25 protein-coding genes, 1 tRNA gene and 1 pseudogene are annotated in these 26125 nt (G+C 34.9%); 16 read left to right on the forward strand and 11 right to left on the reverse strand.

Annotated elements, in window-relative coordinates; genetic code table 11:
- Nucleotides 1–10: 10 nt before the first annotated feature.
- The 12 genes from PI23P_RS02265 to PI23P_RS02320 all read left to right on the forward strand — a co-directional run bounded on the left by PI23P_RS02265 (nucleotide 11) and on the right by PI23P_RS02320 (nucleotide 10706).
- The gene (locus PI23P_RS02265) at nucleotides 11–2164 is read left to right on the forward strand and encodes a CDC48 family AAA ATPase (protein WP_004569100.1); all 2154 of its coding nucleotides are present in this window, start codon (nucleotides 11–13) and stop codon (nucleotides 2162–2164) included.
- Nucleotides 2165–2194: 30 nt separating this feature from the next.
- Entirely contained in the window at nucleotides 2195–3247 is a 1053-nt protein-coding gene (locus PI23P_RS02270) for a GvpL/GvpF family gas vesicle protein (protein ID WP_004569101.1), read from the forward strand.
- A gap of 1 nt (nucleotide 3248) precedes the next feature.
- Nucleotides 3249–4028 carry a GvpL/GvpF family gas vesicle protein gene (locus PI23P_RS02275; protein WP_004569102.1) on the forward strand — a complete coding sequence of 260 codons (780 nt, stop codon included), beginning with the start codon at nucleotides 3249–3251 and terminating at the stop codon, nucleotides 4026–4028.
- A gap of 40 nt (nucleotides 4029–4068) precedes the next feature.
- Nucleotides 4069–4839: a GvpL/GvpF family gas vesicle protein gene (locus PI23P_RS02280; protein WP_004569103.1), complete on the forward strand. Its 771-nt coding sequence runs from the start codon at nucleotides 4069–4071 to the stop codon at nucleotides 4837–4839.
- 7 nt (nucleotides 4840–4846) lie between these two features.
- On the forward strand, nucleotides 4847–5059 hold the full coding sequence (locus PI23P_RS02285; RefSeq protein WP_004569104.1) for a gas vesicle protein GvpG: 213 nt from the start codon (nucleotides 4847–4849) through the stop codon (nucleotides 5057–5059).
- A 233-nt stretch (nucleotides 5060–5292) separates the two neighbouring features.
- Nucleotides 5293–5547, forward strand: coding sequence for a gas vesicle protein GvpO (locus PI23P_RS02290; RefSeq protein ID WP_026288465.1), 255 nt, complete (start codon nucleotides 5293–5295; stop codon nucleotides 5545–5547).
- 23 nt (nucleotides 5548–5570) lie between these two features.
- Nucleotides 5571–6362 (forward strand): GvpL/GvpF family gas vesicle protein, encoded by a 792-nt coding sequence (locus PI23P_RS02295; RefSeq protein ID WP_004569106.1) that lies wholly within the window; start codon nucleotides 5571–5573, stop codon nucleotides 6360–6362.
- Nucleotides 6362–6577 carry a gas vesicle protein gene (locus PI23P_RS02300; RefSeq protein ID WP_004569107.1) on the forward strand — a complete coding sequence of 72 codons (216 nt, stop codon included), beginning with the start codon at nucleotides 6362–6364 and terminating at the stop codon, nucleotides 6575–6577. The genes PI23P_RS02295 and PI23P_RS02300 overlap by 1 nt, the downstream gene beginning before the upstream one ends.
- Before the next feature lie 7 nt (nucleotides 6578–6584).
- Nucleotides 6585–7334: a GvpL/GvpF family gas vesicle protein gene (locus PI23P_RS02305; protein ID WP_004569108.1), complete on the forward strand. Its 750-nt coding sequence runs from the start codon at nucleotides 6585–6587 to the stop codon at nucleotides 7332–7334.
- 258 nt (nucleotides 7335–7592) lie between these two features.
- On the forward strand, nucleotides 7593–9395 hold the full coding sequence (gene dnaK, locus PI23P_RS02310; protein WP_040857309.1) for a molecular chaperone DnaK: 1803 nt from the start codon (nucleotides 7593–7595) through the stop codon (nucleotides 9393–9395).
- Between the two features lie 186 nt (nucleotides 9396–9581).
- Nucleotides 9582–9986: a gas vesicle protein K gene (locus PI23P_RS02315; protein WP_238299964.1), complete on the forward strand. Its 405-nt coding sequence runs from the start codon at nucleotides 9582–9584 to the stop codon at nucleotides 9984–9986.
- Nucleotides 9987–10010: 24 nt separating this feature from the next.
- On the forward strand, nucleotides 10011–10706 hold the full coding sequence (locus tag PI23P_RS02320) for a hypothetical protein (protein WP_026288464.1): 696 nt from the start codon (nucleotides 10011–10013) through the stop codon (nucleotides 10704–10706).
- 194 nt (nucleotides 10707–10900) lie between these two features.
- Here PI23P_RS02320 and PI23P_RS12740 read toward each other — a convergent pair.
- From PI23P_RS12740 to PI23P_RS02355, 5 genes and pseudogenes are all read right to left on the reverse strand, one after another.
- Nucleotides 10901–11689 (reverse strand): annotated as a pseudogene (locus PI23P_RS12740) (transposase family protein); the annotation flags it as partial.
- Between the two features lie 1564 nt (nucleotides 11690–13253).
- Nucleotides 13254–13327: transfer RNA gene (locus tag PI23P_RS02340), tRNA-Arg, on the reverse strand.
- A gap of 15 nt (nucleotides 13328–13342) precedes the next feature.
- Nucleotides 13343–13795, reverse strand: coding sequence for a GatB/YqeY domain-containing protein (locus PI23P_RS02345; RefSeq protein ID WP_004569114.1), 453 nt, complete (start codon nucleotides 13793–13795; stop codon nucleotides 13343–13345).
- A gap of 92 nt (nucleotides 13796–13887) precedes the next feature.
- Entirely contained in the window at nucleotides 13888–14337 is a 450-nt protein-coding gene (locus tag PI23P_RS02350; RefSeq protein ID WP_004569115.1) for a retropepsin-like aspartic protease, read from the reverse strand.
- A gap of 48 nt (nucleotides 14338–14385) precedes the next feature.
- Nucleotides 14386–15093 carry an alpha/beta hydrolase gene (locus tag PI23P_RS02355; RefSeq protein ID WP_238299965.1) on the reverse strand — a complete coding sequence of 236 codons (708 nt, stop codon included), beginning with the start codon at nucleotides 15091–15093 and terminating at the stop codon, nucleotides 14386–14388.
- Nucleotides 15094–15288: 195 nt separating this feature from the next.
- On the opposite strand from PI23P_RS02355, the gene PI23P_RS02360 reads away from it, so the two are divergent.
- The gene (locus tag PI23P_RS02360; RefSeq protein WP_004569117.1) at nucleotides 15289–15750 is read left to right on the forward strand and encodes a hypothetical protein; all 462 of its coding nucleotides are present in this window, start codon (nucleotides 15289–15291) and stop codon (nucleotides 15748–15750) included.
- Nucleotides 15751–15850: 100 nt separating this feature from the next.
- Here PI23P_RS02360 and nqrF read toward each other — a convergent pair whose 3' ends face one another.
- The 6 genes from nqrF to PI23P_RS02390 form a co-directional block, all read right to left on the reverse strand.
- A complete protein-coding gene (gene nqrF / locus PI23P_RS02365; protein ID WP_004569118.1) occupies nucleotides 15851–17161 on the reverse strand; it encodes an NADH:ubiquinone reductase (Na(+)-transporting) subunit F in 1311 nt (436 codons plus the stop codon).
- 1 nt (nucleotide 17162) lies between these two features.
- Nucleotides 17163–17885, reverse strand: coding sequence for an NADH:ubiquinone reductase (Na(+)-transporting) subunit E (gene nqrE, locus PI23P_RS02370; protein WP_026288463.1), 723 nt, complete (start codon nucleotides 17883–17885; stop codon nucleotides 17163–17165).
- A gap of 65 nt (nucleotides 17886–17950) precedes the next feature.
- Nucleotides 17951–18598: an NADH:ubiquinone reductase (Na(+)-transporting) subunit D gene (locus PI23P_RS02375; RefSeq protein ID WP_004569120.1), complete on the reverse strand. Its 648-nt coding sequence runs from the start codon at nucleotides 18596–18598 to the stop codon at nucleotides 17951–17953.
- A 3-nt stretch (nucleotides 18599–18601) separates the two neighbouring features.
- Nucleotides 18602–19348 carry a Na(+)-translocating NADH-quinone reductase subunit C gene (locus tag PI23P_RS02380; RefSeq protein ID WP_004569121.1) on the reverse strand — a complete coding sequence of 249 codons (747 nt, stop codon included), beginning with the start codon at nucleotides 19346–19348 and terminating at the stop codon, nucleotides 18602–18604.
- Nucleotides 19349–19350: 2 nt separating this feature from the next.
- On the reverse strand, nucleotides 19351–20613 hold the full coding sequence (locus PI23P_RS02385; protein WP_004569122.1) for an NADH:ubiquinone reductase (Na(+)-transporting) subunit B: 1263 nt from the start codon (nucleotides 20611–20613) through the stop codon (nucleotides 19351–19353).
- Between the two features lie 4 nt (nucleotides 20614–20617).
- The gene (locus tag PI23P_RS02390) at nucleotides 20618–21967 is read right to left on the reverse strand and encodes a Na(+)-translocating NADH-quinone reductase subunit A (RefSeq protein WP_004569123.1); all 1350 of its coding nucleotides are present in this window, start codon (nucleotides 21965–21967) and stop codon (nucleotides 20618–20620) included.
- Between the two features lie 416 nt (nucleotides 21968–22383).
- Here PI23P_RS02390 and PI23P_RS02395 point away from each other — a divergent pair, with 416 nt between their 5' ends.
- From PI23P_RS02395 to pruA, 3 genes are all read left to right on the forward strand, one after another.
- Nucleotides 22384–23598 carry a type IX secretion system plug protein gene (locus PI23P_RS02395; protein WP_004569124.1) on the forward strand — a complete coding sequence of 405 codons (1215 nt, stop codon included), beginning with the start codon at nucleotides 22384–22386 and terminating at the stop codon, nucleotides 23596–23598.
- Between the two features lie 50 nt (nucleotides 23599–23648).
- Nucleotides 23649–24035: a Co2+/Mg2+ efflux facilitator ApaG/CorD gene (gene apaG / locus PI23P_RS02400; RefSeq protein ID WP_004569125.1), complete on the forward strand. Its 387-nt coding sequence runs from the start codon at nucleotides 23649–23651 to the stop codon at nucleotides 24033–24035.
- Between the two features lie 392 nt (nucleotides 24036–24427).
- Entirely contained in the window at nucleotides 24428–26053 is a 1626-nt protein-coding gene (pruA, locus tag PI23P_RS02405; protein ID WP_004569126.1) for an L-glutamate gamma-semialdehyde dehydrogenase, read from the forward strand.
- Nucleotides 26054–26125 lie beyond the last annotated feature (72 nt).

Raw genomic sequence — 26125 nt, forward strand, 5'->3', positions numbered from 1 at the left:
CTCAATTATTATGAAATCTTCTCAAAATACATTTATTCTTAAGGTTAAGGAGGCACTTGTAAAAGATGTTGGTAGAGCCATCGCAAGAATGGACCCTAAAGATATGAAAGCCAATAGCTTTGAGCCGGGAGATATTATTATTATTAAAGGTAAGCGTACAACTCCGGCAAAGGTAATGCCTTGCTATCCAGAGGAAAGAGGAAAAAAAATTCTTCAAATCGATGGTATTACGAGAGAAAACACCCAAGCAGGCATTGATGAGAAAATAAGTATTGAGAAAACGATCTACAAAACAGCTGTAAAAATAAGGCTCCAACCTGACACTGGTAGCGGTTCGCAAAAGAGTAATGACGCCAAATATATCGGTTCACTTATCGATGGCTTACCAATATCAAAAGGTGACAAAATAAGGGCTAATCTATTTGGGTCTCGATCAATCGATTATATTGTAGTGGATACAACACCTTCAGGTATTGTGGTGATCAACCCCAATACCAAAGTAGATTTGAACTTACCAAAACAAGGCAAAAATAAATCATCTAAAGTATCTTATGAAGATATTGGCGGCCTTGGAAATCAAGTACAACGCATCAGAGAAATGATTGAACTTCCGCTAAAATACCCGGAGGTTTTTGAACGATTGGGTATTGATCCTCCCAAAGGTGTTTTCCTTTATGGACCTCCAGGAACCGGAAAAACCTTAATTGTAAGGGCAGTGGCTAGCGAAACAGATGCCTATTTCTTACATATTTCCGGTCCAGAGATCATGGGTAAATTTTATGGTGAAAGTGAAGAACGTTTGCGTAAAGTTTTTGCGGATGCCCAAGCGCATGCACCTGCTATCATTTTTATTGATGAAATTGACGCTATTGCTCCCAAAAGAGAAGATTTGGGAGGGGAAAAACAAGTTGAAAAACGCGTTGTAGCACAGCTTTTGTCTTTGATGGATGGATTGGAGTCGCGTGGAAAAGTAATTGTAATTGGGGCAACGAATATTCCCAATACAATTGATCCGGCATTGCGCCGTCCTGGTCGGTTTGATAGGGAACTTTCTGTTTCAATTCCTGATAAAAAAGGACGGCTTGAGATTCTTGAAATTCATACCCGTGGAATGCCGTTAGCAATAGATGTAAGTCTTGAAAAATTAGCCGAAATAACACACGGTTTTGTAGGTGCTGATCTTGAAGCTTTAGCACGTGAAGCTGCAATGACAACGCTCCGGAAAATTTTACCGAATATTGACTATGAATTAGCAGAAATTCCCTACGAATTATTAATGAAACTTGAAGTTTCCATGGACAATTTTTATGACGCCATGAAAGAGGTAGAGCCCTCTGCTATACGTGAAGTGTTTGTGGAAGTACCTGATGTTAAATGGGATGATGTTGGAGGACTTAACGAGATTAAAGAAGCGCTAAAGGAGGCCATAGAATGGCCATTAAAATATGCTGAGTTATTTCGCAAGGCAGACACAAACCCTCCTAAGGGAATTATCTTATATGGCCCACCTGGTACTGGGAAAACGTATCTGGCAAAGGCTGTAGCCAGTGAGAGTGGGGTTAATTTTATTTCTGTTAAAGGTCCCCAAATTATGAGTAAGTATATTGGAGAATCAGAAAAAGGAGTCAGGGAATTATTTAAAAAGGCCAAACAGGCTGCACCTACCATTCTTTTTCTTGATGAGATAGATAGCCTTGTACCTCGTCGAAATAGCGAAAGTTCAGGTGCCAACGTTACCGATAGGGTAATCAGTCAATTTCTAACTGAAATGGATGGAATTGAGGATCTTAAAGGAGTCGTTGTATTAGCAGCCACTAACCGCATAGACTTGATTGACCCAGCGCTATTAAGAAGCGGCAGGTTTGATTTACTCTTTGAAGTACCAGCTCCAGATGAAAAAACCCGAGAAAATATATTTAAAATCCATACCCGAAATAAACAGCTACAAAAAAATATAAATTTAAAAAAATTAGCGAAAGAAACAGAGGGTATGGTAGGTGCGGATATTGAATTTATTTGCAGAAAGGCGTCTGTGACAGCGATACGTGAAATAATTGACATCTCTGAAGGTTTGGAAGCAGATCCAAATGTAAACATTGTTATTAAAAAAGAACACTTTGAAGAAGCGGTCCAACTTGTCAAAACACAAAATAAAATAAAATAAAATAAAAGAAAAGAAAATTAAAGATAAAAAATGGAAAAAGGTATTATTGATAAAAGCTTATATATTTATGGATTTGTTCCAAATGATTATGATGATGAACAATTAAAACAATTAGAAAATATTGGTGTAACTACCATCTCGTTTCAAAAGATATCAGCAATTGTATCCCAAAAAGAGATGGTAACTATTAGCGAACTAAACACGGAAACACTAGCTAAGTTGATGATTCATCATCAGAACACCATAGAAAGGCTCATGAATATAAGATTTAATTCAATCATCCCGATGCGTTTGGGTACCTTCTGCCATGATAGTTTAGAATTAATCGGGATCCTTGAAAAAGAGTACGATTTGATTAGGGAGACTACTGAAAAAGTGCATAATCTTGTTGAAATTGAAGTTATTTCAACTTGGGCTAATTTTAGTCAAATTATGTCTGAAATTGCAGTAAATCCTGAAATTGTGGAAATGAAAGAAAAAAGCCTTAACAATGAAAATGGAATTACACAGGCCGATCAGTTAAACCTTGGTTATCTTGTTAAAACTATGCTTGACGGGTTACAATCTGGATATGCAACAAAGATTACGGAAACTTTTAGTGCCCTTTATGAAAGCACAAAGCAACATGAGTTGATGGATGATCAGATGGTTTCAAATACTGCTTTCTTGATACACCGAAGTAAGTTGGGTTTATTTGAAAAAGCTTTAGATGTATTGGATGAAAGTTTAAATGGGAAACTTAATTTTAAATTCGTAGGACCGCTTCCGTGTTACAGTTTTTATACCATGGAATTGACAAGGCTGTCTATTGAGAAAATAGAATCCGCTAAAAAAGAACTAGGATTGGACGATTTTACTTCCGAAAATAGCATGCAACAAGCGTACCTCGATAAAGCAAAGCTATTACATCCAGATGCGAATACAGGAGAAGACGCTACCATAGTCTTTAATCAGATTAAAAAAGCACACAAAACCCTACAAGACTTTGCAGATGTCCTAAAACCAGCATCAAAAGAGGAACCATTTTCGTTGCAGAGAGATGTAGTAATCAAAAATGCATTATTTTTAAAAATAAAGGAATAATATGGAAAGAGACGGTAAATATATTTATTGCATCATTGCCTCAGATTACGACACTAATTTTGGACCCATTGGGATTGGAGATCGTGGTGATTTAGTAACTACGATAGGTTATGACGGATTGTGTATGGTGGTAAGTGACCATTCTATCAACGATATTGAGGTGAATCCTAAAAACATCCTCTCGCATCAGAAGGTAATAGAAGAGGTAATGAAAGAATTTAATAGCATACTACCCTTAAGGTTTGGTAATATTGCAGCAACACCTGATGAAATACGAAATCTACTTAGCGGAAGGTATCGTGAGTTTATGGAACTGCTGCGCACCTTTGAAAATATGGTAGAAATAAATGTTAAATGTACTTGGAATAATATAGATTTAATCTTTAAAGAAATCGAACAAGAGAATGTAGCTTTCAAAAAAATAAAAGAGGATCTTAAAAAAGAGCCCGACGTAAGTAAGAAAAATAAAAAAAGAGCTGAAGCTGGTAAAATGGTTCAAATAGAGCTTCATAAAAAAAATGAAAAAGAGGCAAAATCTGTGATGAATGCTTTTAAAAGGGCTACTATTGACTATAGAACCAACAAAATAACCAATGATGCTACGTTCTTTAACACTGCTTTTTTGGTAAACAGTGGTAGAGAAAAAGAGATTGATAATATTATGACAGATATTGGTGAAGAATATAAAGATCGTATCGATTTCAGCTATACTGGTCCTATGCCAATTTTTAATTTTATTGACTTAAGGATATTTCCAGAAAAGTGGGAAACCTTAGGATAAGTTATGAATGTCAAATAATTAATATAAAACTGAAAATATAGTGGATAGAGATAAAGAAAGAAAAGGTATCTATTTGTATTGCATTATTAGGCATACCGATACAGTAATCGAATTTGGACCAATCGGTATTGGCGCTCGTAAAGATAGAGTGTATACAATCAGCTACAAAGATATAAGCATGGTTGTTAGTCAATCGGCGACGATGAGATATGAGGCGAGACGGATTAACTTAACAGGGCATACACTGGTTTTAGAAGAGGTAATGAAAGAATTTTCTGTTCTCCCAGTAAGGTTTTCAACAATAACTGACTCTTGTGATGAATCAAAAGTTTTAGAAATTCTTGAGAAAGACTACGATAAATTTTCTAATTTACTTGAAGAAATGAAAGATGTAAAAGAGCTGGGATTAAAAGTATTGGCGCTCGAAAAGCCTATTTATAAATATATTTTAGAGAAGTATCAAGATATTCGTGCATTGAAAGAAAAGCTGGCTAAATTGGATCCTGAAAAGGCGCATTATCAGTTGGTAAAAATTGGAGAGATGGTTGAAAAGGCACTTGCGAAAGAAAATTCTAATTTTAGTGATGATATTGTAGAGGTGTTAACACCGTTGTCGGATGAAGTGAAGATTAATGACAATTATGGTGAACGGATGCTCTTAAATGCAGCGTTTCTAATAAAAAATGAAAATGAGGGTCAATTTGATAAGGCTATCAATGCTTTGGATGAACAATACGGAGATCTTTTGTCTTTTAAATATGTAGGTACCTTGCCACCTTATAATTTTGTAACGTTAGTTATCAACACATAAAATTATTATGATAATTAAAGGAATTGTCTTCATTGCGAAAAAAATAGATGAATTAATACAAAGGGAAATATCTGACGAGGGTCTTATTAAAGAACGTCTTATGGCATTGCAATTAAAATTTGAGATGGATGAAATTACGGTAGAGGAATACGACTCGCAAGAAGATGAACTACTCGACTTAATTGAAAATATAAGACTTAATAAGGAAAACGATCAATAATTTAAAATCTTTTTTAAGAAGGATAGATAGAGTATCGTGTTAGAATGCAAAAAATATAAAATAATTCCCAGTGTTAGATTTTTTTTGGTGGTACTAAAATAACCCATTATAAATAATGTGCCCAGATTAAAGCGAATTCTGCCTAAATGCCTTCAAAAACAAATTGTATCTAAGATTCGGAAATTGGAAAAATAAAGAAATAGTAGCTAATGTATTCACATAATTAAAAAAAAATGAGTAAAATAATAGAAATTAAAACTGCTGTTGTCAAGTTTTTGAAAAGTAATGTTCGCTGCCATGAAATGACGATTATTAAGTTAGATAAAGTGGAGGATAATTGGGAAGCAGTGGCCGAAGTATATGAGGATGATTCCTTTTTAAAATCAATGAATTTACCACCAAAAAATACAAGGTTATATTATGCCGTTAAAATGGACCAAGAAAAGGAAGTAATTTCTTTTGAGCGATTAACAGAGTATTTTCATTAGTAAGCATTCAAAATTGTTGCAAAATGGTAAATGAGTTAACATATGTGTATTGTATTTCAGATAGTCCACTTCCAGTGCATTCTATTTCGGATCAAAAAGATCTAGAGTGTCTCAAGTTTGGTACCTTTTACGGATATGTAAAAAAGGTTTCTCCCGATGAGTTTTCAGAGGAAAATTTAAACAAAAATTTTAATAATTTACCTTGGATTGAAAGACATGCCCGAAATCATATTCGTATAATTGGGGAAATAATGAAAAGCAGTATCGTAATTCCTTTCAAATTTGGCACCGTCTTCAATTCGGAAGAAAGTCTGGGAAACTTTATTCAGAAATATACTAGTTCGCTAAATGAAAACCTTAAAAATATAAAAGGAAAAGAGGAGTGGTCTGTTAAAATTTATTGCAACTACACGGTGTTAAATGAAGAAATTATGGAACTGAGTGAAGATGTACGCAATTTAGAACAGGAAATATCAAAAAGTAAGCCTGGCAAGTCTTTTCTTTTGAAACGGAAAAAAGTAGAATTGATCGAAAAAGAGGTTGCAAAAGTAGTTCAACTTTCTGGACAGATATGCTATGAAGAAGTAAAGAGATTCAGCGAATTAACGCAGGTAAATAGTTTGTTATCAGCAGAGCATTCGGACCGAAAAGATAGCATGATTTTAAATATTTCTTGTTTTGTAAACCAAGTTAGTGTAACTGAATTTATTGACGCTATTGGAGAATTACAAAAAAAATACAAAAAAATAGGGTTTGATATTTCCACTGCAGGACCATGGCCTCCTTTTAGTTTCACTTCAATTAAAGAAAAGTAATGGAAGAAAATGTAATTAATCAGTCGAAAGACATCACGATTGTAGAAATATTAGATCGGGTCTTAAACAAAGGCGTCGTTATTACGGGTGATATTGTCATCTCGGTTGCTGAAATTGATCTTGTTTATGTAGGATTAAAGTTACTAGTGACCTCTGTAGAGACCATGCAGGAAAAGCGCTTGACCATTGTAAAACCAGATCAGGACAAAAAATAGCGATGCAATGAAAAAAGTTATTTATGCCATACTATTAACAAATCAAAGGCATAGAAAGATGCGCGACTTAGTGAAAGGAATGAAGGGCATAATGGGTGCAGAAATATATGCGCTCTCTTTTAAAGATGTTTCTATAGCTGTAAGTGACTTTACTTCTTCAAAGGATACAACAAATAGAGAACTAGCAATCGATTTCGCAGGCGTTATTGAAGTTTTATCGCAACAGATAACGCTACTTCCTGTCCGATTTGGTACCTTCATTAAGACAGACGAAATTGTACATCAGTTATTAGTCAATCACTATGATTCTTTTTTTAGAAATCTTCAAAAAGTAGAAAATAAATGTGAATTTGGTTTGAAAATATTGTGCGATTATGATACATTTAGCAAGAAAATAAGCGCACAAGCAGCAGCAGTAGAAGTGCAACCTCTTGCATACTTTTCTGCAAATACGATTCACACTAATTATTTACTTGAAAAAATAAAAATAAATAAATTAGAAGATAGTTTGTTTAAATATGTTGAACAATTAATCGAGGATATTAGCCAACACTTAACGCAAATAAATCCTGAATCTAAATACAAGAAAATGGTGACGAATAGCATTCTTTTGGATGCCGTTTTTTTGGTTAAAGAAAATAAAAAAGATGAATTTATTCAGGCGATCTCGTCGTTTAAGCAGCAACATGACGATTTACAATTTTTACTCACTGGCTCTTGGCCTCCTTATAGTTTTGTTGACATCGTAATAGAATAATTATTTTTAATAGAAACGAAAATAAGATGTTTTTGAGCTTAGTTTTATAAATAAAATTAATAAAGTAATTAAAAAAGGGTAGTGCTATCAAACCAACTAGATTTTTTACAACAACTACTACCGTCTGATTCAGGCAGCAATGATTCGATAAAGAAATTTTTAACCTCAGGGGGGAAATTTAAATATGGACTTCGTGTCGTTGGAAGGCTTGATAAAAATAATAATAATGTATCAACAGCATATAAAGAAAATATAAAAATGAGTAAAATTTTAGGGATAGATTTAGGAACCACAAATTCTTGTATGGCCATTATGGAAGGGAACGAAACGATTGTTATCCTGAATAGTGAAGGACACAAAACAACACCTTCAGTTGTATCTTTCACTGGGGCTGGTGAGCGTAAAGTTGGAGCATCGGCGAGACGACAAGCGATAGCCAACCCAGAAAACACAATTTCTTCTATTAAACGTTTCATGGGAGAATCATATGACATTGTTGAGCAGGAAATTAACCGGATTCCGTATCAGGTTTTAAAAGGAGAAAATAATACTCCGCGCATATCTATTTCTGGAGAGCTGTATTCACCGCAAGAAATTTCAGCTATGATTCTTCAACAAATGAAAAAAACGGCTGAAGATTACGTTGGAGATGAAATTAAAGAGGCTATAATTACGGTTCCGGCATATTTCAATGATTCGCAACGCAAAGCCACAAAAGATGCTGGCGAAATTGCAGGGTTGACAGTGAGACGTATTGTTAATGAACCCACAGCTGCTGCATTGGCTTACGGGCTTGATAAGAGGCATTCAAATATGAAGGTGGCCGTCTTTGATTTGGGTGGAGGAACTTTTGACATTTCTATACTTAGTCTAGGAAGCGGCGTTTTTGAGGTGAAATCTACCAGTGGAAACACGCATCTTGGTGGTGACGATTTTGATCAGGTTATAATTGATTGGCTGGGGGATGAATTTAGAAAAGAACAAGACGTTACTCTTTTTAGAGATCCAATAACGCTTCAGAGACTGAAAGAAGCAGCTGAAAAAGCAAAGATTGAGCTATCAAGCTCGCTTGAAACAGATATCAGTCTTCCGTATATTATGACCGTAAATGGCATTTCTAAACACTTAACAAGAAAACTTACACGTGAAAAATTTGAAGCACTTATAGATAGCTTAATGCAATCAACTATTGAGCCTTGTCGATTGGCACTTAAGAATGCTCGAATGAAAGCTTCTGATTTGGATGAAATTATATTGGTTGGTGGTTCAACCCGAATTCCAGCTGTGCAAAAAATAGTGCGTACCTTTTTTGGAAAAGAACCTTCGAAAGGCGTAAACCCAGATGAAGTTGTAGCTATTGGTGCCGCCATTTTGGGTGGCGTTCTTTCTGGAGAGGTAAAAGATGCATTATTACTCGATGTAACACCACTTTCGATGGGTATCGAAACTCGTGGTGGAATGATGACTAGGCTTATTGAAGCAAACACTACGATTCCAACCCGTCAATCTGAAATTTTTTCGACAGCGGAAGACAAGCAATCTTCAGTTGAAATTCATGTTTTACAAGGTGAAAGACCGATGGCTGAGCACAATAAAACTATTGGTAGGTTTCATTTTGATGAGATTCCACGTTTATCTCGAGGGATTCCAAAGATCGAGGTAACCTTTGACATCGATGCCAATGGAATTTTACTAGTAACTGCGGTGGATCAACTGACAGAAAAATCGCAACAAATAAGACTCGAAGCTTCTTCTGGTCTCTCAAAGGATGAAATTCAAAGAGTGAAGCAGAAAGCGAAACAGTATGCACTTGAAGATCAGGAAATGAAAGAGATGGCAGAGCAGAGTAATAAAGTTGACCTACAAATTTTTCAGACTGAAAAACAATTAAAGGAATTTGGACATACCATCCCTATTGAGAAAAAAAAGGCAATGGAAGAAGCCCTTTATGAACTAAAATCACTAGATTTAGAAGAAAATTTTAACAAGGTTGATGAAGTTATGCATCTTTTAGATACAGCATGCAGAGCCGAAGAGGTACAACCAGATAAAGTTGATTAAAGGGAAACAGAGTACAATCAATTAAAGATAGTGGTAAGATTTTAACATAAATAAACCCTATTTATAAACTCAAAAAGAGGGTAAATAGTCATAGAATCACAAATGACTTTTTTTTATTAAAAAAGATAATTCTATAAAAATTGTCGTGTTTTTAGAGCAAAATATATTTTCAAAAATGCTAAATACATGAGTACTCCCTCTTTATACCTTTATCGACATATTAATAGAATAATAATTTTTTTAGATATGAACGAAGATAAGATACTTTTGAATTCAGTTCCGATGGATGAAATCGAAAATGCGATTGAAAATATTAAAAGGACAGAAAGCTCTCGAATCAACGCCACTCCTGATAATGCCCACGAAGGCCTTACGCAGCTGGTAATGACTATAATAGAACTGCTGCGTAAACTGATTGAAAAACAAGCAATTCGAAGGGTCGAGGCGGGATCATTGACCGAAGAAGAAATTGAACGCTTGGGAGAAACGCTGATGAAATTAGAAATGAAGATGGAAGAATTAAAAGAAATTTTTAATTTGACGGATGAGGATTTGAACATTAATCTTGGTCCGCTAGGAAACTTGATGTAGCAATTTAAACTCTGGAACATTAAAATGAAAAATTTAATTTACATACCAATTATCCATTCGAGCGCTGATATGGGGTCTATGGCGTCAGAACTAACCCGAAAGAGTATTGATGAGTTTGGTGAAGAATTTTGGAAAACACACGTAGCCACCGTTAATCTATACTGGGAAGTAATCAGTACATACTGCAATACAATAGATTTTGGAAATAAAATTGTAAAAATATACCAGGATGGAATGGTGGCAGATGGAGCTATTGCACTTAAAATAATGGAAGATAGTGTCCAAGCAGGAAGTAAGAATTATGAAGTTATTTCTAAACTAGTCAATCGCGGCGCCATTATTCAAAAAACAGAAGACCTTGAGTTGGTTAAAAAAGAGTTGGATATGCTAAAATCAATTCCTTCTTCAGGATCCTTAATTAGGAAAATAATTAAAATTATTAAGTTTAAAATTAGCCGCCATAAACTATTAGTTCAAAGGGATAAATTTATAGCAGAAAGTATAAATAAAACACTAAAAAAAAATGAAATAGGTATCATTTTTATTGGTGCCTATCACCGTGTATTAGATAAACTACCCAAAGATATAGCAGTGAAAGAAATGAAGGAAGTTAATAAAATAAGAGAGTACCAAAAACTCTTACCCTTTCATGCAAAGAAAAAAGAACGTTTTAAAGAACTAACTCTATACCTTAAAAAACAAGTAGTTGACGAGCGATAGTTATAGAAAACTAAATTAATTAATTAAAAGAGCTCGCATGAAAACTTACTTTTAATCTGTAAAAAAGGTAGGAATAGAATTAAACATAAACACACTTGTGTTTTAAATATTATTGTAAAAAGAAACCTTAAGACAATATCTTTTCAGGAACACGGGAACCTCTAAATTTAGACTATTTTACGAGCATCCATCTAAGCTTTCTTCACGGCTTTTTGAGTCGTCATATCTTCAATTTAAAAACCATCCAGCAACCTTTTTATCTACAAGATCTATGATGGTTGTTAAATAATTCCAATCGTCATGTACCCAAATATCAGTGGTGTCAAACAACCATTTTTCTCCTAATTTTAGACTATAAAAATCTCTATTAAATTCATTTTTAACAATTAAATATTAATGATTAGCGTTTGTTGTCACCACAAAATTTCTTTTTAGAATACTTCTTAATCCCATTTCTTTCGTCAGTGATCCGATGTAAGAGCGGAAGTAAATCAGACCTTCTCGTTCAAGCTTTTTTTGAATCTTACAACTAACATATATTTCTTTACTTTCTTTAAAAATAATTTTAATACTTTTTTTTAAATATATTTTAGGTGTTTTTAAAAATATAACATCCTTACTCTTAAACCAATAATAAAAATTTTGCTAAACTTCGTAGATTTAAACATCTTCTCAGCTGGATATATCCATGTTTACAAAAGTGAATTGATACCCTATAGGTCGCACTTGGAGAAGATGCTCACCGCCTTTTTTAAGCTGTCACGTTCCACTGGTACGTTCTGTAATACTTTAAGCTCATGAACTTCTAGAGATATTTCCTTCTTTTTTGAAAAGTCCACAGATTTTAACTTGTATTCACATTTTCAACGTCTAATCATACTATGGCTTAAGCCATAATCATCCCTAACTTGTTTTGTCTTAATACTTGAATTTAATAGTTCTACAATTATATCTTTAAATTCATTGTCATACTTTTTTACCATAAGTCAAATATAAAATTTATAAGCTCATAAAAACTGTCACGTCAAAGGTAGACACTCCAATATACCAAACCCCGATAACAATAAAAGATAAAGAGATCCTTTACTTTCTGTAACCTAATTTGACTGAAAGTATGCTTTTTCCACCTCTTCAATTCTTCATACGTTAAATAAACAATTACAGTTTTGTACTTCTTATTCTTATATAAATGAAAGAGCTCTTTCTTTAGATAGTTCTCCGCAATAGCAAACTGAATGCTCTGCTTTATTCTTTGGATACTTCTATACATTCTTGCTTGTTTAACTTTAGCTCCGTTTTAAAAGAGTACTCTAAGTCTCTGATGAATTATAAATCCAAATCTTTCAAGGTCACATCTTTTCATTTGTAGGACTTAATAATAAATAAAGCCACTTTGCTCCTGCTCTCCATACACCTGCTCGAAGACATTTCATTAAAGTCAATTTCTATTAGCTTTCTAGTCTTATCATTATGTAAATCCTACCCGCCCAAAATGCTCGTTTCTTCTTTAAAATCTTCTCCTTTATTCTCCCGACAGATATCATCTACATCGAAGTCATTAGGTATGCTTTGGAGCATAAAAAAAGCGATACTTAACTAATAGATCTATAGGGCTTAGTTTATTGTTTAAAAGGGTGTTTTCAGTACTTAGCGGAGAATCTTTTTGTAGGCCATTGTCCCAGTAATCTGAATTGATAAATAATTCTTTAGAGAATATTTTCCTTGTCTCAAGATATGTGAGTTGGCACCTAATAGGGCCCTTCCATTATTTGTTAGTTCTTACCTTCTGTGATAAGAACAAAATTGATAGCTTATAATTATTCATGATTTTATATTGTTTTTTTTTGGTATACCTGAAGTAAAAAGGGTGTATCCAATTGTGAAGCTAAAAAGGTCTAATTTGATTAATAAATTGATTTTGAAGATGCTGCAAAGCATTGTATATCTTAAAAAGTAAAGAACAACAAAAAAGCTTGTCATTTCTGTAACGCTTTTGTAATAGTTTTGTGAACTAAAACCTTACTAATAAACTGTCTATAAGTAGTTTACCTGAATTTACAAAAAGTAGATACAACTTTTTGAAACTGATGCTTTTTCATGCCTAAATGTTACAGTATGGGTCTTGCTTTCTCTATAACACCTTTCATAATAAATCCGTTTAACTAATGTTTAAGAACAAAAGGACTAAGCGTTTCTTGTTCATTTTGTTGTGAATCTAAAGTAATGTTTGCATTCGAATATTTGACATAAAATAATATGACTAAAAATAGAACGGCAAGAAATATTGCTGCTACTGCGAAAATGTACTCTTTTTACTCGTTATTTTTTTTCATACTGAAATTTATATTATTTATGAATACAGCTTTTTTTAAAATAGATTCATTAAACACAAATCTCACTATAAAATCAACAGAGCTGCTATAAAAACGACATTATCAATAATTTTATGCTGTTTTCAACTGACTTTAAAATCATTAGATCCAAGTAATAACCATAGCGAGATCAAGTAAAAACAAAAAAAGCCTCACATCTCTGTGAAGCTTTTTGTGACCCAGAAGGGATTCGAACCCCCAACCGTCAGAGCCGAAATCTGATATTCTATCCAGTTGAACTACTGGGCCATTACTCTTAAAAATTTAATTCATTAATTGCTTTTTCACGAGCATAGAAATTAGTTGTCCGTCTGCCTTTCCTAACAATTTACTAGAAACAATGCCCATAACCTTCCCCATATCCTTCATTCCTGAAGCACCAAGTTTTGCGATGGTTTCAAGTACTACCTTCTCTATTTCTTCTTCAGATAAAGCTGCTGGTAAGAATTGCTCTAAAACGGCAATTTCTGCCAATTCTGGATCTGCTAAGTCTTGTCTATTTTGTTTTATAAAAATAGCAGCACTGTCTTTTCTTTGTTTTACTTGTTTCTGAATAATCTTGAGCTCCTGATCTGCTGTAATTTCAGCTTGAACACCAGTTGCAGTTTTTGCAATTAAAAAAGCAGATTTTACTGCCCGCAGCGCTTGTAAAGCAACTGTATCTTTGGCCTTCATCGCTTCCTTCATTTTATCCATTACTTGTGTCTGCAAACTCATATTTTTCCTTTGATACTATTTTGTTCCTGCCTGTTTGTTTTCATTAAAAATAAAAAACTGATCTTAAAAATTCAAAGATACGAATACCTCTTTTAATTTTTTACTTTTTTTAAATACAATACATTTTTATTATAGTCTATTATCGCTTTCCCTTTTTGCAAAATATCCGCTCCAATAATACCTGCAACTTCTTTTGCTTCGTGCTGTGTTAAAGCAGTATTGACATGAGACAAATCGAAAAGCACCAAATGCAATGCATGTGTTTCCCAAGCTCCAATTTTTAAATGGTTGTTTTTAGAGAGCTGGGTTTCCATACCCACAGCTCCAGCACCAGCTGCCTTTGTTTCACTTTCTTCGGCAATCAAGTTAAAAGTAGCAATGCTATCGATACCCACACAAGAATTAGAAGCACCAGTATCTACTATAAACCGACCCTTTATTCCATTAATTTTTGCTTTGAGTTCTAAATGGTTCGTTGCTATTTTTTTTAAAGGAATGCTAATGTATCTTTTTTTTTTTAAAATATTTTTTAACCGTTTCATATTCTTCAATCAGAAATCAAAAATACAATTTATAACACGCAAGCGACACTAACGCTCTAAGATTTCTTTGAGTTTCTCTTTATACTCCGCAAACGCTCTCACATTGTGGTGCGTTGCTCCTTCAATTGCTATGTGCTGATTTGTAAACAGTGCACTTTTTGCTATTAGCCGTTTGGACTGTCTACAAGACGTAGTTTGATCCTTTGTTCCATGAAAAATAGTTATGGGAGCACCTACTTTAGTAATGTCCTGGTCTGTACGAAAAGCATACTTTAATAAAAAGGTAGGGACATATTTTGCGACATATTGCACTGCCTTTTGAAAATTAAAAAATGGAGCTTCTAAAACTAACTCTTTTGGACTGTGAATAGCGGCAATTCTTGTGGCAAAAGTGCACCCTAAAGAAAATCCATATACCACAATTTGTTCTTCCTTGAACTGCTTTTTTAAATGTCCGTAAACAGCCAATGCATCACAATACAATTGCGCTTCATTTAACTTACCAGTGCTTTTTCCATACTTGCAATAATCAAAAACCAACACCTCGTAATTATACCTCAGCAAATAAGAAATTCGACTGCCCCATTTCATTAAATTCCCCTTATTTCCGTGACAAAACAAAATAACTCCGTTCGGTGCAGGTCGTTTAAAATGCAATGCATTTATCACATTAGTACTGGCAGTATTTATAAAAACTTCCTCAAAGGGGTCAGAAAACTGATACGAATAGTCTTTCGCGATCCCTTCGCCTTTCAAAAAAATAAATTTTTCTTGAAAGAAATAAAGAATTCCTAAAAAAAGAAAGGGTGGACTAAAAAAAAGAATAAATAGCATGGTTACAATTATAATGCAAAATTACTCATTTTTAACAATTCTAAATAGTAATTTTAACAAGACTAAATTTGAATATGGTCTTAATTTCCATTAAATTTAATATAAATCTATGAATCTATGAATACGCCCAAAAGATTGGAAGCTGCGCTTATAAAATTATACCATGCTTTCCACGACGATACCTTAAACCCTGAAGATTGCACCGCTTGTGCCGTAGGCAATATGTTAGATAATTACGACAGTTGGAAACATCTGTCTGATGCACACGGCTCCATGCAGTTAAGTTATGTGGGAACAGTGCACCAACGCTTAGGCAGGCGTTTTAACGGCTACTCCCCGCTAGAGATACTGGAAGTAGAAAAGATTTTCTTAGAAGCCTGCGGCTTTAAAACTCCGCTTTGTCACTACAACGAAAAGCCCAAAAATCCAAGGGACAAAGAGCTCTTATTTAGCGGTCTGTGTGCCGTAGTGGCACTACTTTGTAAATTAGATAACGTACCCAATGTAATGGACTATTCAAAATTATTTGAATATGAAGAGCACCGTGCAAAATATCAACTAGCGACCATACTCCGTTAATCATTACCAATTGAACTAAAGAAAGTATGTGTCAACATAAAAAAACCGATTCATTTCTGAATCGGTTTTTTTGTAACTTCAATTTGAATTTATAAAAGGATTATCCTCCAAAATCATCAAAACGAATATTTTCATCTGCTAAACCAAAATCTTCACCCATTTTTTGAACCGCATTGTTCATTAATGGTGGTCCACAAAAATACAATTCAATATCTTCTGGTGACTCATGGTGATCTAAGTAATTTTCAATTACTGAATTGTGAATAAAACCAACAAAACCATCACCAGTTTCATCATTGATATCTTTCTTCACAGTCCAGTTGTCTACCTCTAAAGGGTCGGACAATGCAATGTAAAATTTAAAGTTTGGAAAATCCTTTTCTAAAGATCTAAAGTGGTCCAAGTAAAACAGCTCTGCTTTAGAACGTCCCCCATACCAATAACTCACTTTTCTACCAGTTTTTAAAGTTCTGAATAAGTGATACAAATGAGATCGCATTGGCGCCATTCCTGCTCCTCCACCAACATATAGCATTTCTGCTTCTGATTCATTGATAAAAAACTCTCCATAAGGTCCAGAAATTACACATTTATCACCTTGCTTTAAACCAAAGATATAAGACGAAGCCACTCCTGGATTTACATCCATCCATCCACCTTTTGCTCTGTCAAAAGGAGGTGTAGCAATTCGTACATTCAACATAATCTCTCTGCCTTCAGCTGGATACGAAGCCATAGAATATGCTCTTTCTATGGTTTCTTTATTTTTCATTACCAAAGGTCTCAGTTTGAACTTATCCCATTCAGCTTTAAACTTATCTGGCGTTTCATGCTCTTCAGGGTGTGCCGTAATATCCATATCTGCAAACTTTACTTCACAGGGGGGAATTTCAATCTGAATGTATCCTCCTGCTTTGTATCCCATATCTGCTGGAATTTCTACAACAAACTCCTTAATAAAAGAAGCCACATTGTAATTTCTTACAACAACTGCATCCCATTTCTTAATCCCAAAAACTTCCTCAGGAATCGAAATGTTCATGTTTTGTTTCACCTTTACTTGACAAGCCAAACGCGCTCCACTCTTCAACTCTTTCCTAGAAAAGTGCGGAATCTCTGTTGGCAATGCTGCGCCACCTCCTTCGTTTACATGACACTCACATTGAATACAAGTTCCACCTCCACCGCAGGCAGAAGGCAAGAAAATTTTATTGCTTCCTAAAGTTGTCAGTAATGAATCTCCAGAGGCTACTTGTATTTCTCTTTCCCCGTTGATCATGATTGTTACTGGACCAGACGGTGATAACTTTTGTTTGACAAACAATAAAAGACTTACCAATAACAATGTTATTAATAAAAAGGCTCCGACTGTTGCCATAATCGTTCCTGACGTTCCTGCTGCTAAAATCATATTAATATATTGTTTTAGTGTTTTTTGCTAATTCCTTTTTTTCTTCTTTCTTTTGAACCGCTTTCGTAGTGGCTTCAATTTTTTTTGTTGGAGCTGCTTCCTCATCTCCTCCAGTTAACATGCCACCAAAACTCATAAAGCCAATGGCCATTAAACCTGTAATTATAAATGTTATTCCCAATCCCCTTAATGCTGGCGGAACACTTGAATATCTAATTTTTTCACGAATGGCGGCAATCGCTAAAATTGCTAAAAACCACCCAATACCTGAACCAACACCGTACGTTAATGCCAAACCTAAAGAAGGAATTTCACGAGATTGCATGAACAAACTCCCTCCTAATATAGCACAGTTTACCGCTATTAAAGGTAAGAAAATCCCCAGTGAGTTATACAACGAAGGTGAAAATTTTTCAACAATTATTTCTACCAACTGCACCATCGTAGCAATCGTTGCAATAAACATGATAAAAGACAAGAAACTCAAATCAAATTCTCTGTACTCTTCTCCCAACCATCTCAAAGCTCCTGGTTGCAATAAGTACTGATCTAACAACCAGTTTAAAGGCACTGTTACTGCTAATACAAAAATAACAGCTGCTCCTAAACCAACGGCTGTAGCAACCTTTTTAGATACTGCAAGGTACGAGCACATTCCTAAAAATGTTGCAAACACCATGTTGTCAATAAATATCGATTTAAAAAGTAATTCTATATGTTCCATCTTATTGCGTTTTTGGTAATTTGTAGTTAGTAGTGATTACTAAAAGCTTGCTACCAGTTACTATTTTAGTTTTCTTCAATTAATGCTGTATTTCTACTACGCTGAATCCAAATAAGAATTCCCACCACGATCAACGCCATAGGTGACAACAACATAAAACCGTTGTTCTCATACCCTATCGCATACAAACCTGTCTTTTCTATCGGGTCTCCTAAAACTGCAAATCCTAATAAAGTACCAGAACCTAGCAATTCTCTAAAGAAACCAACTGCGATTAAAATAACACCGTACCCAACTGCGTTTCCAATACCATCTAAAAAAGACCTCCAAGGACCATTTGCCAGCGCAAACGCTTCAAAACGTCCCATTATAATACAATTTGTAATTATCAAACCAACAAATACTGAAAGTGTTTTACTCAGCTCATAGGCGAACGCTTTCAGGACCAAATCCACAATAATTACAAGTGTTGCAACTACAATTAGCTGCACAATGATTCTAATTTTTGAAGGTATAATGTTTCTCATTAAAGAGATCACTACATTTCCTAAACCCAATACAAACAGAACCGAAACAGCCATTACAATGGAAGCTTTTAACTCTGCTGTAATTGCAAGCGCTGAACAAATACCCAACACCTGAATGGTAATTGGATTGTTATCTGCTAATGGGTCTGTAAGTAATACTGCGTCTTTTTTAGATAAGAGTCCCATAATTTATTTTTTTAAATTTTTAAAGTAAGGCACATACAATGCTAAATCTTTTTTAATCATGGCAGAAACGCCATCGCCGGTAATCGTTGCACCTGCAATTGCATCTACTTGGTAATCCGTTTTGTCTTCGTTTACCGCATCATTGTTTCCCTTCTTTACAGTAATTCCTTTAAAAACTCCTGCCTCAGACATTAAATGCTCACCGATGAAATCATCCATAAAATAGCGTTGCTTTATGTTGGCTCCTAAACCAGGTGTCTCTCCTTTATGATCAAAATATGCCCCTTGCACCACCATGTTTTCATCCATAGAAATATAGCCCCAAATTGCATCCCAAAGTCCTTTTCCTCGAATGGGAGCTACATAAAATGTTTCCCCATCTTTCTCACCTACGAATAAAGGCAACCTTCTTGCTTTGCCATCTTTCGCTTTTGTCTGCTCTTTCTTAACATCGATGAGATACGCATCCGAATTTTCGGTAACCTTACCATCCTCTAAAATCAATTGTTTTTTGATGTATTTTTTGAACTCTCCACCGGCAATTTCTGTAGACACAAAATTTGCACTTGAAGCATCGTTTTCATTGATACCCATCGCATACAAAATATTTTGTTGCTTTTCTATCCGCTCATTTTCTTTGATATTCGGCTTTAAAGACGATGCTAAAAAGGCTAACAAAGACCCTACAATGAATACCATTGCAACGGCAAAAATTATTGTATAACTATTACTATCTGTTCTCTTACTCATAATTAGGCAGTTTTAACTTTAGTACGATTTAATCTTTTCTTTATGTTCCCTTGCACTACATAATGGTCTATTGTTGGCGCAAATACATTCATTAACAAAATTGCTAGAAATACGCCTTCTGGATATGCCGGATTAAATACTCGAATCATAATAGATATGAAACCAATTAAGAAACCATAAATCCATTTTCCTTTATTTGTTTGTGACCCTGTTACTGGATCTGTTGCCATAAAAACAGCACCAAATGCCAAACCACCAATCGTTAAGTGTTCCCACCAAACAGTGCTCATTAAGCCATAAAACTTACTCGATTCTGTAATAATATCTGCAGCCACTACTTGATTGAAAATCAATCCCATTACTGCAGCTCCAACGAATGCTGAAAGAATAATTCTCCAACTTGCAATCTTCGTAAAAATTAAAATTGCAGCTCCTATTAAAATTAAGAACGTCGAAGTTTCACCCACAGAACCTGGTATAAATCCCATAAACTTGTCGAAGGTAGAATACAGTTCGTTTGCTCTATCTCCGTAAGTAGTTACAAGATCTGCAGCTCCATTTGTACCTTTAATTGTCAAATCTTGACTGGCTTTTGCGTAATAGCCCAACATGGTTTCTCCAGAAATAGCATCTGCTTCTGACATGTTAACAGCATCATAAACCCATACTTTGTCTCCAGACATCCAAGTTGGATATGCAAAAAACAAAAATGCTCTAATCGTTAAAGCGGGATTTAAAATATTCATTCCGGTTCCTCCAAATACTTCTTTACCAATGATCACTCCAAAAACTACTGCTACAGACAACATCCATAGTGGCGTATCTACAGGAACAATTAAAGGAACCAACATACCAGTAACTAAATACCCCTCTTCTACTTCGTGTCCTTTTATCACTGCGAAAATAAATTCAACTAAAAGTCCCACTCCATAAGAAACAATCACCAAAGGCAATACTTTTATGATTCCAATCCAAAGATTGTCAAACGTAAAAAAGTTTGCGAGTACATCTGTTCGAAGGGAACCATCTATCGCTGCATAATGCTGATATCCGGCATTGAACATTCCAAAAATTAAGCAGGGTATTAAAGCCACGATTACAATATTCATGGTCCGTTTTAAATCATCTGCTGCTTTAATATGAGTTCCTCCATGAGTCACTTCATTTGGTAAATATAAAAACGTATGGATTGCGTTGAACGCAGGTGCCATCTTAGTTCCTTTATATTTCTCTTTTAAATTGTGTAAATTATCTTTTACGCTCATAATTTTATCCTAATTCTTCTCTCATTAAATCTAAACCTTCTCGAATTATCTTTTGATGAGGCTGCTTAGAAACACACACAAATTCTGTCAATGCAAAATCTTCTGGTGCTACTTCATATCCCCCTAAAGCCTCCATTTCATCTAAATCTTTATACATAAATGCTTTTAATAATTGCATTGGATAAATATCTAGAGGAAATACTTCCTCATAAGACCCTGTTACCACAAAAGCCCTATGTTCGCCATTTGTATTGGTGTTCAAATCATACTTTTTATTTGGACTTAACCATGAAAAAGTAAGTGCTCTTGAAGTAGAAATCTTATTAAAAATTGGTTTGTTCCACCCAAAAAATTCATAATCGTCTCCTTCTGGAATCGCCGTGATCTGATTGTCATAATACCCCAAAAACTCTGCCACCTTTACTTCTTTTCCAGATAGTACGTTTCCACTGATGATCCTCGTATTATCATCCTTCAAATTATTAGCGGTCACATCTGCAATCGCTGCTCCAGCAATTGCCGTTACATACTGTGGCGAACTAAACTGGGAACCAGTTAACGCAACCGTTCTTTTAAGATTTAATTTTCCAGTCAAAAACAACTCACCAATAACAAGTAAATCTTGTGGTGTAATTATCCAAACAACTTCTCCCTTATTTATAGGGTCGATATGTGCTATTTGCGTACCTACATTTCCTGATGGATGAGGCCCTGAAACTTTGTGAATCTCGGCACCAACAAGGTTTGCTAAAGGAGAATTTGCTTCTGCACCAACAGAAACATGCACTGTGCCTTTTGTTAATTTTGATACTGCTGTAATCGCTGCTTGCAACTCTGCTTCCCTACCTGCGAGCACATATTCTAAATCTGCTGCTAAGGGAGCACTGGCATATGCCGAAATAAAAATAGACTTTGGCACTTGGTTTGGATTTGCAACCACGTCATACGGACGTTGTTTTATAAATGGCCAACAACCTGCTGTACATAGAAAGTCTTTTACCTCTTCTCCAGACATAGCGTCTGCCTCTTTGGTTCCAAAATCTTTGTACTGTTGTATTGCGTCTGCCGTAATTTTAACTGATAGAACTTTTCTTCTTGCCCCGCGGACTACCTCAACTACAGTACCAGAAACAGGACTTGGAAATAAAATACGGGCATCACTTTTTGAATGAAAAAGAGCTTCCCCTGCTTCCACTAGGGCACCCTCTTTAGCGATAAGCTTTGGTATTATTCCGTGAAAATCTTCTGGTTTCACCGCATAAATACTACTTTGAGAGCTGTTAATAGTACTTTTTTCGGCGGCGCCAATAAGCTTAATATCTAGGCCTTTTTTAATACGAATGTCTTTTGACATAGTAAATTGGAATGTTTAGTTATCTAAAAAAATCATGCAAATTTAAAGATTTTGCAAGTGAAGAGTGATATAATTCGAACTTAATATTACTGAAATAATCTTATTTATAGCTATTCTAAATAAAGATTTTTTATCAAACTGTTTTCTTCAATATTCATCAATGAATCCGCAGAGAAAATTACCCCTTAAACCTTGCTTTATATTCATAGTTTGTGCCGCAAAACTAAAATAAACATACTCCAGATTCTAAAAAAAATACTTAAAAAAGATCTAGTTACGATGAGAACCTTTTTAATTTAAAACGATAAAAATACAGGAATTAAAAAAACTACCTCCTTCAATAAAATATCGTCTTCATCGCCCACAACTGACAGTTAAAATTTTACTATTTTTGAAGAAACACTTTCATTATAAATATGCGTCAAAAAACCACTTGGATCCTGTTGTTTGTTTTCGCCTCTTTCAATGCGCAACAAATAAAAACCATTCAACTAAGGCCGCTTAGAGAAAATAATTTCACAGCTATTGTTCCTTTAGGCACAGTCTTAAAATTATCTTTTGATGATTTAGATGCCGACAGTAAACAATACAAATATAAGATAGAACACAAGACACATGACTGGAAACCCAGCAGATTATTTGCGAGTCAGTTTGTGAATGGTTTCGACCAAAATACTATTATTGATGTGACCAATTCCTTCAACACCTTGCAAAGTTACAGTCATTATGAGTTGAAGATTCCAAATATAAATACCGTCATAACCAAAAGTGGCAATTACCTCTTATCCGTTTTAGACCGGTATGATGCAATTGTTTTCACCAGAAAATTTATCCTCTATGAAAATGCAACTACCGTCCCTGTATCTGTGATTCGAAGTAGGAATATAAAAACAGTAGATACCCAACAAACCATTCAGTTTTCTGTAAATCACCCAGGAGTTCGCATTAACAATCCCAAACAAGAAATACATGTTACCATTCTAAAAAACAACAACTGGAACGAAGTCATCTCCGATCTACAACCCACTTTTTTTAAACAAAATCAACTTTTATACACTTACACCAATAAAACAAATTTTTGGGGCGGAAATGAATACTTAAACTTTGATAGCAAAATTCTAAGAAATAAAAGTATAAACATTATTAAAATAACAAAAGAAGAAGTGTACAATCACTACATCTACCCCTTTACCTTCAACGCCTTTAAACCCTATACCTACAACCCTGATATTAATGGCCAATTTGCAGTAAGAACTCTAGAAGGACGCGATAATAATACAGAAGCAGACTATGCTTTAATGCATTTTTCCATTGCCGTAGACAGCGCTTTTTCTGAAAAGGAAGTCTTTGTATATGGTGCTTTTAACGCCTTCTCTGTTGGAAGAGAAAACCAAATGTATTACGATTCTAAAAATCAAAAATACACAGCAAGCCTCTTGTTAAAGCAAGGCTTTTACAACTATACCTTTGCCACACTTGGCGCAGACAATGTTGTAAATACAAATGAAATAAATGGCAGTTTTTTTGAAACCGAAAATGAATACACTGTTATTGTTTACTTCAAACCTTCTGGAAGTTTGTATGATCAAGTTATTGGTGTAGGCTTGGGATATTTTAATCAAAACCGGTGATTAAAAATTGATTAGGAAATACTCTTAGAAAATGCTATATTTACTTTAATATGATACAACAAATCACAAAAGGAGTAAAAATTTCAGTGGAAACTAGCTATAATGGCACCAGTTATCGCAACAATCAATTGTACTATATTTTCTCATATACGATTGTAATTGAAAATAACAGTGCAGAAACCATCAAATTAACAGACCGCTTCTGGACCATCTTCGACTCTTTGAATGGAATCGAAATTGTCAGTGGAGAGGGGGTTGTAGGACAGACACCAACGTTAGCACCCAACATAAATTACACCTACAAATCTGGGTGCTTTTTAACTTCTAATCTAGGGGCAATGAAAGGTTTTTATACCATGATAAATTTAGAAACCTATGAGCAGTTTAAGGTCTACATTCCTACTTTCCAACTCAGCACGCCTGCACTCTTGAATTAGAAAAAAACCATCGATCCACTAAATCGCAAATTTCTTTTTTTAACCGAAGAAAAAAGCATTAAAATTAACTTCGGTGTAAAATAACTGTGCACATCTCTACAAGCGCTAAAAACGCAGATCAATGAACAGAGCAAGGCAAACACCAACTCAATTTATTTTAATAAGTACTTGATTTCTAGCTCTAAAACAAGCATACATGCCCAAAAAGGACTTTGAAATAAGGTAAATTATCTTCCACACACTTTTGAAAAATAAAGTCGATTTCTAATAAAATTCATTACTTTTGTTCACTTTGGGGATGATTTCTTTCCCACGCTGAATTTTCGATATTTCGAAAGAATAAAGGTAGAACAGGAATGGTTATTTAAGTATAAACATTTAAAACTATAACGATGTCAAGAGGATTTTTTAATGTTCCGAAAGCAGTGAACGAACCCGTAAAAGAGTATGCTCCAGGTTCTCCAGAAAGAGAACAATTATTAGCAACTTACAAAGAAATGTTCAACAGCAATATTGATGTGCCGATGCATATTAATGGAGAAGAAGTTCGAACAGGAAATACGAAAAATATTACACCTCCTCATGACCATCAACATGTTGTTGGGCAATACCATACTGCAGATAAAACGCACGTAGATAGCGCAATTTCTACTGCTTTGGCAGCAAGACAAGCTTGGTCTCGCGTGAGCTGGACAGAACGTGCTACTATTTTCTTGAAAGCTGCTGAACTATTGGCAGGACCTTACAGAGCTCGCATGAATGCTGCAACCATGATTGGTCAGTCTAAAAATGTACACCAAGCAGAAATAGATGCCGCTTGTGAAACCATCGATTTTTTGCGTTTCAATGTACAATACATGATCGATATTTTTAAAGATCAGCCTGCATCTTCACCAGGAATTTGGAACAGAGTTGAGTACAGACCTTTAGAAGGATTTGTATACGCAATCTCTCCTTTTAACTTTACGGCCATTGCCGCCAACCTACCTGCTTCTGCAGCAATGATGGGGAATGTTGTTGTTTGGAAACCTTCTGATCATCAAGCATATTCTGCACAAGTAATTGTAGATTTATTCAAAGAAGCTGGTTTGCCAGATGGTGTTATAAATGTAGTGTACGGAGATCCGGTAATGATTTCTGATACTGTTTTAGCTTCTAGAGATTTCTCTGGATTACACTTTACAGGTTCTACACATGTTTTCAAAAACTTATGGCAACAAATAGGAAACAACATTCATAACTATAAGACATATCCAAGAATTGTTGGAGAAACTGGTGGAAAAGATTTTATCTGGGTACACAATTCTTCAAACCCAATACAGGTTGCTACTGCAATCGTAAGGGGAACTTTTGAATATCAAGGTCAGAAATGTTCTGCTGCTTCAAGATCTTACATTCCTGCATCGTTGTGGGAAGAAGTTAAAAAACACGTGATAGCACAAACAAAGGATATTAAAATGGGCTCTCCTGAAGACACCAATAACTTTGTAAACGCGGTAATACACGAAGCTTCTTTTGATAAAATTGCAAGTTTTATTGACGCTGCAAAAACAGATGCAGATGTAGAAATTATTGTAGGTGGAAATCACGACAAATCTATTGGCTATTTTATCGAGCCTACTGTAATTGTAGCAAAATCTCCAACATATGCAACGATGACAACAGAGTTATTTGGACCTGTAATGACTGTTTTTGTTTACGAAGATGCAGCATGGGAAGCTTCCTTAAAATTAGTAGATGAATCTACTGAATATGGATTGACAGGAGCTATTTTTTCCAACGATAGATACATTGTAGAAAAAGCTTCTGAAGCTTTAGAAAATGCAGCTGGAAACTTTTATATCAACGACAAACCAACGGGAGCAGTAGTAGGTCAGCAACCCTTTGGAGGCGCAAGAGCTTCAGGAACAAATGACAAAGCAGGTTCTGCACAAAACTTATTGCGTTGGACATCTGCCCGTTTGATTAAAGAGACTTTTGTAACCCCTACAAATTATAAATATCCTTTTTTAGGATAATTTCAAATTAAAAAACAATAAAAAGCCCCCTTAAATTTGAGGGGGCTTTTTTGGCTCTAAGAAGGTCCTTCT

Origin of the sequence: Polaribacter irgensii 23-P (assembly GCF_000153225.1) — a bacterium.
GTDB lineage: Bacteria > Bacteroidota > Bacteroidia > Flavobacteriales > Flavobacteriaceae > Polaribacter > Polaribacter irgensii.